11 protein-coding genes are annotated in these 13,295 nt (G+C 67.1%); 6 read left to right on the top strand and 5 right to left on the bottom strand.

What is annotated here, in order from left to right:
* Positions 1–13 precede the first annotated feature (13 nt).
* A complete protein-coding gene (locus tag K7G82_RS22065; protein WP_222992115.1) occupies positions 14–547 on the top strand; it encodes a GNAT family N-acetyltransferase in 534 nt (177 codons plus the stop codon).
* Between the two features lie 184 nt (positions 548–731).
* Here K7G82_RS22065 and K7G82_RS22060 read toward each other — a convergent pair whose 3' ends face one another.
* From K7G82_RS22060 to K7G82_RS22040, 5 genes are read right to left on the bottom strand one after another with little or no spacing between them, the layout of a single operon-like run.
* Positions 732–1,391, bottom strand: coding sequence for a GntR family transcriptional regulator (locus tag K7G82_RS22060; RefSeq protein ID WP_281423048.1), 660 nt, complete (start codon positions 1,389–1,391; stop codon positions 732–734).
* A gap of 29 nt (positions 1,392–1,420) precedes the next feature.
* On the bottom strand, positions 1,421–2,650 hold the full coding sequence (locus tag K7G82_RS22055) for a metal-dependent hydrolase family protein (protein WP_222992113.1): 1,230 nt from the start codon (positions 2,648–2,650) through the stop codon (positions 1,421–1,423).
* Positions 2,651–2,674: 24 nt separating this feature from the next.
* Entirely contained in the window at positions 2,675–3,850 is a 1,176-nt protein-coding gene (locus K7G82_RS22050) for an MFS transporter (protein WP_222992112.1), read from the bottom strand.
* Between the two features lie 3 nt (positions 3,851–3,853).
* Entirely contained in the window at positions 3,854–5,497 is a 1,644-nt protein-coding gene (locus K7G82_RS22045; protein WP_222992111.1) for a hydantoinase B/oxoprolinase family protein, read from the bottom strand.
* The gene (locus K7G82_RS22040; protein ID WP_222992110.1) at positions 5,494–7,548 is read right to left on the bottom strand and encodes a hydantoinase/oxoprolinase family protein; all 2,055 of its coding nucleotides are present in this window, start codon (positions 7,546–7,548) and stop codon (positions 5,494–5,496) included. Before K7G82_RS22040 ends, K7G82_RS22045 begins: the two co-directional genes overlap by 4 nt.
* Positions 7,549–7,730: 182 nt before the next feature.
* Between K7G82_RS22040 and K7G82_RS22035 the strand changes: the two genes are divergently transcribed.
* From K7G82_RS22035 to K7G82_RS22015, 5 genes are read left to right on the top strand one after another with little or no spacing between them, the layout of a single operon-like run.
* Positions 7,731–9,986 (top strand): TonB-dependent receptor, encoded by a 2,256-nt coding sequence (locus K7G82_RS22035; RefSeq protein ID WP_222992109.1) that lies wholly within the window; start codon positions 7,731–7,733, stop codon positions 9,984–9,986.
* Between the two features lie 31 nt (positions 9,987–10,017).
* On the top strand, positions 10,018–11,304 hold the full coding sequence (locus K7G82_RS22030; RefSeq protein WP_222992108.1) for an NAD(P)/FAD-dependent oxidoreductase: 1,287 nt from the start codon (positions 10,018–10,020) through the stop codon (positions 11,302–11,304).
* 24 nt (positions 11,305–11,328) lie between these two features.
* The gene (locus tag K7G82_RS22025) at positions 11,329–11,700 is read left to right on the top strand and encodes a hypothetical protein (protein ID WP_222992107.1); all 372 of its coding nucleotides are present in this window, start codon (positions 11,329–11,331) and stop codon (positions 11,698–11,700) included.
* 15 nt (positions 11,701–11,715) lie between these two features.
* Positions 11,716–12,885 (top strand): pyridoxal phosphate-dependent aminotransferase, encoded by a 1,170-nt coding sequence (locus tag K7G82_RS22020; protein WP_222992106.1) that lies wholly within the window; start codon positions 11,716–11,718, stop codon positions 12,883–12,885.
* A gap of 22 nt (positions 12,886–12,907) precedes the next feature.
* Positions 12,908–13,291 (top strand): Rid family hydrolase, encoded by a 384-nt coding sequence (locus tag K7G82_RS22015; RefSeq protein ID WP_222992105.1) that lies wholly within the window; start codon positions 12,908–12,910, stop codon positions 13,289–13,291.
* Positions 13,292–13,295: the final 4 nt, after the last annotated feature.

Below are 13,295 nucleotides of genomic sequence, written 5' to 3'. Positions count from 1 at the left end.
CGATGATGCGGGCATGAACGGCGATCCGACGGTCCGCATGGCGGGGGCAGGCGACGCGGAGGCGGTGGCGATGCTGCATGCGCGCAGCTGGCGGTCCGCCTATCGCGGCATCTATTCCGATGACTTTCTGGATCACTCGCTCGACGCGGATCGCCGGCGGCTATGGGGCGAGCGGCTGGGCGGCGGCGGTTTCCGCGTGTTCATGGCGGAAGCGGGGGCGGCGCTGCTCGGTTTCGCGGGTTTCGCGCCCGGCGCCGATCCCGACTGGGGCGTGCTGCTCGACAATTTCCATGTCGATCCCGCGGCCAAGGGGCGGGGCATCGGCAAGCTGCTGTTCGCCGCGGGCGCGCGCGATGTGACCGCCCGTCATCCCGGCGCCGGCCTGCATCTGTTCGTCTATGCCGCCAATCAGGCGGCTTGCCGCGTCTATGACCGGCTGGGCGGGCGCGTCGCGGAGCGGATCGACGATCCGCCGGGCGGCATTCCGGGCCAGGCGGAGCTGCGCTATCACTGGCCTGCCGCCGCGCTGCGCGCGATCGCGGGCTGATACCGGATCCGCCCGCCGCGGAATGCCGCAGACGTTGGAGTCTGTTTGGAAAATGGAACCTCGGCTTGCTCTGCCCGCTCCCCACCCGGCCTCCCAGCGCCGGTATCTTATGGGAGGCCGGGTGGGAGAGCGGGCTGGTGCGGCTCCGGAAATATGCTCTTCCGCACATTTCCCAAACAGGCTCTCAGCTGTCGAAACCCACCGTCCTGCGGACGTCGACGGCATTCCAGCGGATATGCTGGCGCAGGCTTTCCAGCGCGCCATCCTTGTCGCCCGCCTTGATGCAATCGAGGATGCGCATATGTTCGGCGTCGCTTTCCTGCTGCGTCTGCGGCGACATGAAGCGCTGCATCTTCAGGTAGCGATCGGCGCGCACCAGCAGCTTGTCGAGCATCTGCAGCGTCAACGGCCGGTCGGCGGCTTCGTAGAGCGTCCGGTGGAACTCGACGTTCAGCCCGGCCCATTCGGTCTTGTCCGACGCCCGGCGCGAACGCTCGACGATATCGTCGAGCGTGTCGATGATCTCCGGCGTGATGCGGGCGATCGCTTCCTCGAGCAGATAGGGTTCGAGCAGGCCGCGCAGCGCGTAGATCTCCTCGATCTCCGCCGCCGACAGCCGGGGCACCACGGCGCCCCGGAATTTCTCGCGGATGACGAGGCCTTCCGCTTCGAGAAGCGCCAGCGCCTCGCGCACCGGAATCCGGCTGACGCCCAGTTCCTGCGCGATCAGATCCTGCCGGATGAACTGATCCTCGGCATAATGGCCGGCGAGGATCCGTTCCTTCAAAACCCGTGTTACATCCAGTGCCGTCGTACTACGCGCAAGCTTCCCCGTGGGCGGCATCTATCAAATCATCCCATATGGTCGACGGCTCACTGTAACTCGTCCTTGCAGAAGCGGCCATCCTTGATGATCGCGACGATCGCGCCACGGCTTTCATTCAGCAGCGAAATATCCGCGACCGGATCGCCGTCGACGACGATCATGTCGGCGAGCGCGCCCGGCGCGATGCAGCCGAGCTGGCCGGTCTGGCCCAGTATCTCGGCATTGACCGACGTGGCGGAGCGGATGATGTCCATGGCGGGCAGGACGTTAGCGCGCAGTTCGAATTCCTTGGTCTGCGCGGCGATCATCTCCCCCATCAGATCGGTGCCGAAGCCCATGGTGACGCCGGCGTCGCGGCAAACCTCGAGCATCTGGAGGCCGGCGGCGTTCACCTCCGCCAGCTTGCGCTTCACTTCCGCGCGCAGGCCATAGGCATCGGCATTGTCGGCGGATTCGCTGTAGCAGATCAGCGTGGGCACCATGAAAGCGCCCTTTTCCGCCATGAATCGCGCGGTTTCGGCGTCGACGAAATTGCCGTGCTCGATCGTGCGCACGCCGCATTCGACCGCGCGGCGCGTGCTTTTCGCGGTATAGCTGTGCGCCGCGACATAGGTGCCCCGCGCCGCGGCTTCCTCGACGGCGATGCGCACCTCGTCCATCGAATATTGGGTATGTTCCAGCGCGTCGTGCGGGCTGCCGACGCCGCCGGACACCATCACCTTGATATGGTCGGCGCCCTTGCGCAGTTCCTCGCGCACGGCATGGCGCACCTGATCGGGGCCGTCGGCGATGCGCGTCATGATGTCGAGCGCGGAGGTGCAGGCGCAGGGAATGCTGTCGTCGGTGCGGTGGCGATGGTCGCCATGGCCGCCGGTCTGGCCGAGGGCGCGGCCGGAGACGAACATGCGCGGCCCTTCGACCAGGCCCAGCTCCACCGCCATCTTCATGCCCCAGTCGCCGCCGGCGACGTCGCGCACGGTGGTGAAGCCGCGCATCAGCATCGCGCGCACGCGGTGGATGGCATGGGCCATCATCAGCGTGTGCGGCATGCCGCGTTCCTTGTCCGAATTCAGATGCGTCGAATAGACATGGACATGCGCGTCGATCAGGCCGGGCATGAGCGTGCGGCCGCCCAGGTCGACGACGCGCGCGCCCTCCGCCCGGATCGGCGTGTCAGACACTTCCCGGATGCGGTTTCCTTCGACCAGGACGTGGCAATCCTCGCGCACGGCATCCGATGTTCCGTCGATCAGGCGGCAATTGGCGAAAATGATCATGGGGCTACTCCGGCAGGCGATCGATCATGCGGCGGCGCGGCGGCCGTAGCGGTTGGCAAGCGGGGCCACGCCGATGATGATCAGGGTGAAGAGAAGGAAATGGAAAAGCGACGCCCAGGTGAGGCCGGGCCATCCCGCCGCCTCCAGGCTGGCGCCGCCGATCCAGGCGCCGATCGAGCTGCCCGCCGTCATCGCCGCCGACGAGGCGGCGGCAAGGCGGCCGGCGGGATCGGCCAGCGACAATATGCCCATCACATAGGGGGTGATGAACAGCGACAGCAGCATGAAGGCGGGCACCGCCAGCATGAACGCGCGGGGGCTGACCAGATAGCCGATCGCCAGGACCGCGCCGATCTTCAGCACGATCGCGGCGATCATCGGCGCGCCATAGCCGAGCCGCGTATCGAGCAGGCGCACCAGGCTGGGGCCGGCGATCGTCAGGAACGCGGACAGCGACAGGATCGCGCCGATCTCCGTCACGCTCATGCCGTTGCGCACGCCGATCCGCTCGATGAAGGTCCAGACGACATTATGGCCCGACCACAGGATGATGAGCGCGGCGAAGGCGAGGAAGCCGAATGCGGGCAGCGCCCGCAGGCTGAGGCCGGTGAGTTCGCTCGACGTCAGCCGTTCGGCGGGGAAGCGGACCATGAAGAGCGCGCCGACCAGTGCGACGGCGCCCATGGTCATGAAGGCGCCGGCCGCGCCGTCCCAGCGGATCGCGTAGGGCACGGTCATGTAGAAAAGCGCGGCGAAAAGGCCGTAGACGATGTTGAGCAGGGCGAAGGCGCGGGTGGGGCGCGACGAGCCCGCCGCCAGGCTGAAGGCGATGGCGACCACCAGCCCCTTGCCGACCCCGCACAGCATCCGCGCGGCGATCAATCCGCCTTCGCCGCCCGCATGGGCGGAGGCGAAATTGCCGAGCGCCAGCAGCGCGATGCCGATCGCGGCGGTCAGGCGCGTGGGAAAGGCCTGGATGCGCAGGGCCACCAGCAGCGACACCGCCGCCACCGCCATGAATTCGAACGATCCGATCCGCCCCGCCGCCGCCTGCGACAGATGCAGATCGTCGATGACCGCGCCCACCCAGAGCGGCATCACCATCTGCGACGAGAAGGCGCTGCACACCACCACCAGCAGCGCGACCCATTGGAGCGGCGAGAAATCCTTGCGGGTTTCGGGCGGGGCGGCGGCGGTCATCGCTCAGGCGGCCTGGCTGACGACGCCGTCGGCGATGTCGGCGGCCAGCGCCTCGGCCGCGCGTTCGGAGGGCGGGCCATAGCCGCCGCCGCCGCCGGTTTCCGCGACGAAACGGTCGCCCGGGCGCAGCGGCAATTGTTCGACCTTGCGCACGATGAAGCCCTCCGGATGCTGCCCGTTATACACCGTCACGCGGGAGGGCGCGCCGTCCTCTCCGCCGAACAGGCCCCATTCGGGCGTCTTCGACCGGTCGAAATGCAGCGTCACGGTCATGTCGACCAGCGCCTCATATTCCTTGACGACATTCTGGCCGCCACGGAACCGCCCGGCGCCGCCGCTGTCGCGGCCCAGTTCGATCCGGTTGATGCGCACGGGGGTGCGGTGTTCCAGCGTTTCGACCGGCATGTTGCGGAAATCGCCCGCCGCGCTGTGGATGATCGCGCTGGGGCCGTCGCCCTGGGCGCTGGCGCCCCAGCCGCCGTCGAGCGCCTCGCCGCTGGTGAAGCGCTTGCCGGTGGCGGGATCGACGCCCATCAGGAAGATGTTCCAGCTGTCGCCGGGCAGGCCGGCCGCGACATGATCGGGCAGCACGTCGCTCAGCGCCTTGATGATCAGATCGATCAGCAGCATCACCGGGTGCGGGCGCATGCACGGGGCAGGGGCCTCCGCCGCGTAGATCGATCCGGGTTCGGCCAGCACCTCGATCGCGCGGAAGCTGCCGTCGTTGATGTCGGGCTCGCGCGCGGGGAACAGCAGCGCGAGTGCGAGGCGCACCGCCGAGACGGTGTTGGCATAGCCGGTGTTGAGATTGCCCGCGCGCTGCGGCGAGGAGCCGGCGGTATCGACGGTCATGCGATCGCCGGCGATGGTGACCGTCACCCGGGACAGCACGGGATCGTCGGTGACACCGTCATCGTCCGAAACGCCCTCCGCCGTATAGACGCCGTCGGGGATCGAGCGCAGGAAGGCGCGGAACTTGCCGTCGGTGGCGTCGAAGATCTGCGTGGAGCAGGCGTCGAGCACGTCCTGGCCGAAGCGCCGCTTCAGCCAGGTCATCCGATCATTGCCCAGCCGGATGGCGGCGATCTGCGCCTTGAGATCGCCCATCAGCGTCTTCGGCACGCGGCTGTTGAGGCACAGCAGGTCGATGACGTCGCGTATCCATTCGCCGCCGCGCATGATCCGCGTCGGGCCCCAGCGCACCCCTTCCTGGAAGATGTTGCGGCTGTTGACCGGAAAACCCGGCTCCGCCGTGCCGATATCGGCCCAATGGGCGCGGATGGCGATGAAGCCCAGCAGCTCGTCGCCGTCGGAGATCACGCCGATCACGTCGACATCGTTCAGATGGCCGCCGGTGATATAGGTGTCGTTGACGGTGAAGACGTCGCCCGCGCGCATATCGTCCAGGCCATAGCGTTCGATCGTCGCGCGCAGCCCCGCGTCCAGCCCGCCGGTGAACAGCGGCAGGCCGGCATATTGGCCGAGCAGCCGGGCATGGCGATCGAACAGCGCGATGCCGTAATCATGCGCTTCGTAGATGATCGGCGAATAGGCCGATCGCGCGATCATCGCGCTCATATCGTCGGCGATCGCGTTATAGGCGTTGCGGACGACTTCACTGGTGATCGGATCCGGGGTGATGCTCATGCGGCGGCTCCCTCGAAAGTCAGGACAAGATTGCCGATCGGATCGATCGTCGCGGAAAAATCGGGCGGGACGATGGTGGTGCAGGTCTGTTCCTCCACCACGCAGGGGCCGGCCACGCGTTCGCCCGGCACCATCGCGGCGCGGGGCAGGAACCGCGTGTCGCGATCGGCGCCGTCGAACCGGACGGTGAGCGTGCGCTCTCCCTTGCCATCGGCCTCCGGCGCGCTTTCGGCCATGATCAGCGTCTGCGCGTCGAGCCCGGTGCGGCCGCTGGCGCGCAGGCGGACGGTTGCCACCTCCAGCGCCTCGTCGTCGTTGATATGGCCGAAGATATCGGCATAGGCGCGTTCGAAATCGGTGCGCAGCCGGGCGTCACGGCCCGCCGCGTCGGCGAAGCTGCCGGCATCGACGCGCACGCCGATGCCCTGTTCCTGCCCGAGATAGCGCACGTCGAAACTGCGGGTGAACTGGATCCGGTCCTGCGCCACGCCCTCTTCGACGAGCGTTGCGGCCAGTTCCGCCTCCAGCGCCGCATAGCGCGCGTCGAGCGCTGCCCAGTCGAGTTCGGCGGCGGGGACGAGGATGGTTTCGGCGCGATCATGCACCAGATCGGATTGCAGCATGCCCCATGCGGAGAATGCGCCGGCCGCGCGCGGCACCACGATGGTGCCGATGCCCAGCAGCCGCGCGATATCGGCCGCATGCATCGGGCCGGCGCCGCCATAGGCGACCAGCACGAAGCTGCGCGGATCGATCCCCCGCCGCACGGTGATGGTACGGATGGCATTGGCCATCTGTTCGTTGATGACGTCCAATATGCCCTGCGCCATCGCTTCGCCCGACAGGCCGAAATCCTCCGCGAAACCGGCGATCGCCGCGCGCGCCAGGCCGGCGTCCAGGCGCAGGTCGCCAAAGGCGCAGCCATCCTCCAGCCGGCCGAGCGCGATATTGGCGTCGGTGACGGTGGGTTGCGCGCCGCCATGGCCATAGCTTGCCGGGCCCGGCCGCGCGCCCGCGCTTTGCGGGCCGACGCGCAACGCGCCGGCATCGTTCCAGGCGATCGATCCGCCGCCCGCGCCGATCGTGTGGATATCCACCATCGGCGTCAGGATCGGGAAGCCGCCGACCTCGCGTTCGTTGCGGACGACGGATTCGCCGTCGATCACCAGGCTCGCCTCGAAACTGGTGCCGCCCATGTCGATGCAGATGAGATTGGGCATGCCCGCCACCTGCGACAGCGCCCGGCCCGCGACATTGCCGCCCACCGGGCCCGAAAGCAGCGACAGGATGCCGCGATCGCCGGCCCCCTCGGCACGCATCAGCCCGCCATTGGACTGGAGCAGGAACAGGCGCGATTCCGCCTTCTGCTCCAGCGCGCCGAGCAGATCGGTGAGGTAGCGCTTGAGCACCGGCGAGGCATAGGCGTTGATGACGGCGGTGCTGGTGCGTTCATATTCGCGCCATTCGCGGCACACCTCGTGCGATGGCGCGACCAGCATGCCGGGCAGTTCGGCGCGCAGCAGTTCGGCAACCGCCGCCTCGTTGGCGGGATTGCGATAGCTGTGGAGGAAGCAGATCGCCACCGCCTGATAATCGCCTGCGCGCAGCCGCTGCGCGAGTGCGCGGACCTCGTCGGGATCGATCGCGGTCAGGATCGTGCCGTCGGCGCCGACGCGTTCCGCGAGTTCGAAAATGTCGCGGCGGGCGACCAGCGGCGTCGGATAGCGGAAATGCATGTCGTAGGGCTGGGGGCGGTTGCCGCGCCGCATTTCATAGACGTCGCGAAAACCGCCCGTGGTGACGAGCGCCATGCGCGCGCCCTTGCGTTCCAGAAAGGCGTTCAGATGCACGGTGGTGCCGTGCAGGATCGTCGCGTCCCGCTGCGAATCGATGCCCGCCTTGTCGAGCGCGTCGATCACCGACGGCCAGAAGAGCGGGGGCGAGGACGGCACCTTCACCGTGGAAAACTGGCGGGTCGCCGCGTCGAACATCGCCAGATCGGTGAACGTCCCGCCGACGTCGATGCCGACAAATGCACTGGAACTACGCATTTCATTCCCTGTCAGGTGGAGGAGATCGTGCGCCAACCTAGCCGCAAAAAAAAATGCGACAAGAGGATAAAGAATATTGGATCCGATTTTGTTTCACGCTAGGGATGGCGGCGCAGGAAGAGCGGGCACCAGGCAAAAAGCCGGGTCCGATTCGTCAAAAACTCCAGATGGGGAGCAGATTCATGCGGACTCGAATCGCACTTTTCACGGCCAGCGCCGCTTTTGCCCTGATGGCGGGCACGGCCCATGCGCAGGCCCAGCAGCAGCCCCAGGCGGCGACATCGGCAGCGGGTGAAAGCTTCGACGACGAGATCGTCGTGACGGCGCAGCGCCGTTCGGAATCGGTGCAGGACGTGCCGATCTCGATCAGCGCCTTTTCCGGCAAGCAGCTTCAGGAACTGAAGATCACGCAGCCCGCCGACGTGGCGGCGATTTCGCCCGGCGTGTTCGTCAACGCCACGCGCGGCGACCAGAATCCGACATTCTCGATCCGCGGGCTCAGCCTGAACGATACGTTTTCGAACAACAACCCGACCGTCGGCATCTATTTCGACGATGTGAACCTGCCCTATACGCCGATGATGTCGTTCCAGATGTTCGACATCGCGCGGGTGGAGGTGCTGAAGGGGCCGCAGGGCACGCTGTACGGCCGCAACACCACGGGCGGCGCGATCAACTTCATCAGCCGCAAGCCGACGCATGAGCCCGAAGCCTATGCCACGCTCAGCTATGGCCGGTTCGACCGGCTGGAGCTGGAGGGCGCCGCCGGCGGCGGCGTGACCGACACGCTGGCCGTCCGCTTCTCCGCCCGGACGGTGCAGCAGTCCGGCGGCTGGCAGACCAACGCGCTGACCGGCAAGACGATCGGCGATGTCAACAGCATCGCGGTGCGCGGGCAGGCGCTGTGGACGCCGACGCCGGAACTGACGGTGAACCTGCAGGGCACCTATGTCTACAACAAGAGCGACCAGCAATTGCGCGAGCATGTCGGCTATTATGCCAAGGGCGGCAGCGGCTATTGCGCGGCGGCGCTCGCAGGCAAGCTCGATCCGACGACCTGCGTCGACAGACTGGGCTATTCGGATCCGACGCCCGGGCGGCGCACCGTCGAGAACAGCGCGACCTATGGCTATGAGAACAAGAGCCGTTCCGAAGGCGTGGCGCTGAACGTCGCCTATGATTTCGGCGGCGTCACCCTGACCTCGATCACCGGCTATAATCATTTCAACCGCGTATCGGGCGACGACAGCGACGGCGGCGCGCTGATCGAGCTCGACACCCGCTTCACCGACGACATCAAGTCCTTCACGCAGGAACTGCGCCTGACATCGGACAATGATTCCCCGCTCAGCTGGGTGGCGGGCGTCTATTATTCGTGGGACCGGATCGCCGGCAACGCGCTGCAGGCGCTGGACGATCACTTCTTCCACACCCGCGTCGATACCGGCTTCGTGCAGAAGACCGACGCCTATGCGGTGTTCGGCCAGGCGAACTACAAGCTGACCGACGCGCTGACGCTGACCGCCGGGCTGCGCTTCACCCGCGACGACAAGCGCTTCACCTATGACAGCATCGACCTGAATCCCTATGGCAATTCGACGCTGCCCGTGCCGGTCGCCGGCATCGTCGACGGGGTGAAGCAGGACAATCTTTCGGGCAAGATCGGCATCGACTACAAGGTCTCGCCCGATGTGATGCTGTATGCGAGCGCCAGCCGCGGCTTCAAGAGCGGCGGCTTCAAGGCGGCGATCGCCTTCAACCCGGAGGAACTGCGGCCGTTCAAGGGCGAGACCGTCTATTCCTATGAAGTGGGCGCCAAGACCAGCCTGCTGGACGGCGCGCTGACCTTCAACCTGGCGGGCTATTACAACGACTGGCGCGATTTCCAGGCGATGGTCACCGAGATCCGCAGCGGCATCAACGTGATCGTGCTCTCCAATGCGGGCGATGCGCGCGTCTATGGCCTGGAGGCGGAGGCGACCTATCGCCCGACCGACCGATTGACGCTGCGCGGCGCGCTGAACTGGCAGAGCAGCAAGATCACCGATTTCAACAATGCGCCGGGCGCCGACGATTTCACCGGCAACCGCCTGTCCAACGCCCCGGCATTCAGCGCCAGCGCGATGGCGCGCTGGGAAACCCCGATCCAGGGGGACGATTGGGGCGTAGCGATCCTGAGCGACGCATCCTATCGCAGCAAGACCTTCTATTCGCTGGCGAACCGCAACCTTTCCGCGCAGGATGGATACTGGCTGGTGAACGGCCGGCTGGCGGTGCACGACAAGGATGACCGCTGGGAAGCCGCGATCTACGGCCGCAACCTCCTCAACAAGCTCTATGTCGCGTCCGCCTATGACAATTGGGGCGGCATCTTCCCGTCGCAGAACTTCCTGGGCGATCCGGCGACGTACGGCGTCTCGCTGACCGTGCGTTTCTGATCGGCGCGGCGAACCGCCAATCGGGGCATACATGATCGACCGATCCGATAATCTCTGGTGGGCGTCCGCCGGCCGGCGCCCGGCCGCTCCCGCCGCGACCGGCGAACTGCGCTGCGACGTCGCGGTGGTGGGCGCCGGGATCATGGGCACCACCACTGCCCAGGCACTGGCGGCGGCGGGGCTGGACGTGATCCTGATCGATGCCGGGGCGGTGGGGAGCGGCGCATCCTCCACCCCCGGCGGCTTCGTCGTCCCGCATTTCAGCGTCGGATCGCCGGACGCCATCATCGAGCGCGTCGGCGAGATCGGGGAAAGGCTGGTCCAGGCCACGGGCGGTTCGGCGGATCATCTGTTCGCCAAGGTCCGTGCGCTCGGCATCGATTGCGATGCCCGGCAGGGCGGCTGGTATCAGCCCGCCCATTCGGCGGCGGCGCGCGCCCGGATCGAGGATGTCGCGGGCCAATGGCATGCGCGCGGCTTCGCGGTCGAGATGCTGTCCGCCGGGGAGACGGCGGAGCGGACCGGGGTGGAGGGCTATGAGGGGAGCTGGTTCGCCCCCTCGGGCGGCACCATCCATCCCCTGCTTTATTGCCGGGGCCTGGCGGATGCGGCGGTCGCCGGCGGCGCGCGCCTGTTCGAACGATCGCCGGTGCTGGGCATCGAACGGCAACCGGGCGGCTATGCGCTGCGCCTGAACGCCGGCCGGGTGATCGCGGACAAGGTGATCCTGTGCACCAACGGCCTTTCGGGCGATCTGGTGCCGCCGATGACCGCATCGATCGTCACGCTCGACGTGTGGCAATGCGCGACCGCCCCGGTTCCGGCGGAGCAGCGCCGGCACCTGTTCCAGCGCGGCGAGGCGCTGTCCGACACGCGCGAGCATCTCTTCACCTATCGCGTCGACAGCGAGGGGCGGATCATCACCGGGGCGCTCGACGCCTTCGGCATTTCGCCGGCGCGCCAGCGCGCATCGATGGCCCGGCGCCTGCGGACCATGCTGCGCCTGCCGCACCTGCCGGAGATCACGCATTTGTGGACCGGCACCAGTTCGGTATCCGCGTCGCGCTATCCCGCGACATTGCTGGTCGATGGCGGCATCATCAGCGCCACCGCCTGCAACGCGCGCGGCATCGCGCTGTCGACCGTGATCGGCGACAGCCTGGCCCGTTTCGTGCTGGACGGCACGCCGCCGCCGATGCCGCTGCTGGACGCGGGGCGCGCGCGCACCGCCGGCATCCAGCGGCGGCTGCGCCGCTTCTATCCCCTGATGGGGCCGATCCTCGACTGGATCGACACCCGCCGAACGCCTGCCCCCTGAACGCCCCGCCCGAAGAGAGAAATCATGCAGACCGACAATATCATCCTCGACTTCTTCGCCTGGTGGAACACCGCGATGGCGGGCAGCGATCCGCTGCGGGCGGAGGGTTTCGCGCCCTTCTTCCACGAGGATGGCCGGCTGATCGTCAACGGCAATCTCCGCGCCACCGGCCCGGCTGAACTCGCCGTGCATTACCAGGCGATCGCCGACCGGCTCGACCTTGTCGAAATGATCTTGCCCGTGGAACAGGCGTTCGCGACCCAGGACCATGCCTTTGTCCATTGCCGCACCAGGGCGCGGAGCGGCGACGGCGAAAGCGCCGAGGAAGCGATGGCCTATGCGCTGGTCGATGGCGGGCGGATGCGCCTGCTCCGCGTCGTCTCGCTATCGGTTTGAAGGAGCGACCGCGTCATGGTTCAATTGGCCGACCGCATCACCCGAACGCCCAGGAAAAGCTATGGCATGTACGAACAGGCCATGGTGCTGGAGGCACGCGGCATCGACCTGATCCATATGGAGTTCGGGCGCCCCGTCCATGACACGCCGGACCATATCAAGCAGGCGGCGGCCGACGCGCTGTTCGCCGGGCATGTCCATTACAGCGACATGGCGGGCGAGCGCGCCTTTCGCGAGGCGCTGGCGGAGAAGCTGCGCCGCTTCAACCGGATGGAGGTGAGCCCCGACGAGATCCTCGTCACCAACGGGCTGACCCAGGGATCCTTCGCCGCGTTCATGGCGCTGATCAATCCGGGCGACGAGGTGATCCTGCTCGACCCCTATTATCCGCAGCATCTGGGCAAGATCGAGATGGCGGGCGGGCGGATCGTGACGGTGCCGCTGGACGCGGCCGCGGATTTCGCGATCCGCGCCGACTGGATCGAGGCGGCGGTGACGCCGCGCACGCGCATGATCGTGCTGGTCAATCCGGCCAATCCCACCGGCCGCGTCTATGGCCGCGCGGAGCTGGAGGCGCTGGCCGGGGTCGCGATCCGCCACGACCTGTCGGTCGTCTCCGACGAGGTCTATGAATATATCACCTATGACGGGGCCGAGCATGTCAGCATCGCCAGCCTGCCGGGCATGGCGGAGCGCACGATCTCGCTCCATGCCTTCACCAAGGCCTATGCGATGGACGGCTGGCGGCTGGGCTATGCGGTGGCGCCCGCCGCGCTGATGCCGGGCCTGCTGAAGATATCGACCAGCGCGGTGACGCATGTGAACGCGTTCATCCAATATGGCGGCCTGGCCGCCGTCGCCGGGCCGCAGGATGCGATGGAGGCGATGGTCGAGGACGACCGGGCGAAACGCGACCGGCTGGTGCAGCGGCTCAACCAGATGCCCGGCGTGCGTTGCGCGCCGCCGCAGGGCACGATCTACGCCTTTCCCGACATCACCGGCACCGGCATCGCGGCGCAGGCGCTGGCCGAGCGCATCCTGAACGAGGCGCATGTGGTGGTGGAGGCGGGCAGCTTCTACGGACCCGGCGGCGAGGGCCATCTGCGCCTGTGCTTCGGATCGGAAAGCGCCGAGCGGCTGGACGAAGGCATGGACAGGCTTTCGCGTTTCTTCAACGCGTTATAAGCTTTCCAGAAGGAGAATGACCGTGTCCGATCTCACGCGCCTGTCGTCCGGATCGCGTTTCGAAACGCTGGCCGCCTATTCGCGCGCGGTGGCGGACGATCGCTATGTCCATATTTCGGGGACGGTGGGCGCCGATCCCGAAACGGGCGCGATCCCCGAAGCGGTTTCCGAACAGGTGGACAATATCTTCCGGATCGTGGGCGATGTGCTGGCGGGTTTCGATATCGGCCTGGACGCGGTGGTGCGCACCCGCGTGTACCTGACCGATATCGATCATCTGATGGCGGTGGCCGAAGGACTGCGCGCACGCTTCAGCGATTGCCCGCCGGCCAACACCACGCTGATCTGCGGCATTCCGGCGCCCGGCGCGAAGGTGGAGATCGAAGTGACGGCGCGGCGGCGATAGCCGA

Origin of the sequence: Sphingomonas colocasiae, from assembly GCF_019880585.1 — a bacterium.
GTDB lineage: Bacteria > Pseudomonadota > Alphaproteobacteria > Sphingomonadales > Sphingomonadaceae > Sphingobium_A > Sphingobium_A colocasiae.
The sequence above is the reverse complement of the archived record's forward strand: the minus strand, read 5'-3'. Positions and strand labels throughout refer to the sequence as shown.

Bases quoted from the DNA above. Each gene is read 5' to 3' on its own strand.
- K7G82_RS22065 (WP_222992115.1), top strand. From the start codon at position 14: ATGAACGGCGATCCGACGGTCCGCATGGCGGGGGCAGGCGACGCGGAG.
- K7G82_RS22060 (WP_281423048.1), bottom strand. From the start codon at position 1,391: ATGCCGCCCACGGGGAAGCTTGCGCGTAGTACGACGGCACTGGATGTA.
- K7G82_RS22055 (WP_222992113.1), bottom strand. From the start codon at position 2,650: ATGATCATTTTCGCCAATTGCCGCCTGATCGACGGAACATCGGATGCC.
- K7G82_RS22050 (WP_222992112.1), bottom strand. From the start codon at position 3,850: ATGACCGCCGCCGCCCCGCCCGAAACCCGCAAGGATTTCTCGCCGCTC.
- K7G82_RS22045 (WP_222992111.1), bottom strand. From the start codon at position 5,497: ATGAGCATCACCCCGGATCCGATCACCAGTGAAGTCGTCCGCAACGCC.
- K7G82_RS22040 (WP_222992110.1), bottom strand. From the start codon at position 7,548: ATGCGTAGTTCCAGTGCATTTGTCGGCATCGACGTCGGCGGGACGTTC.
- K7G82_RS22035 (WP_222992109.1), top strand. From the start codon at position 7,731: ATGCGGACTCGAATCGCACTTTTCACGGCCAGCGCCGCTTTTGCCCTG.
- K7G82_RS22030 (WP_222992108.1), top strand. From the start codon at position 10,018: ATGATCGACCGATCCGATAATCTCTGGTGGGCGTCCGCCGGCCGGCGC.
- K7G82_RS22025 (WP_222992107.1), top strand. From the start codon at position 11,329: ATGCAGACCGACAATATCATCCTCGACTTCTTCGCCTGGTGGAACACC.
- K7G82_RS22020 (WP_222992106.1), top strand. From the start codon at position 11,716: ATGGTTCAATTGGCCGACCGCATCACCCGAACGCCCAGGAAAAGCTAT.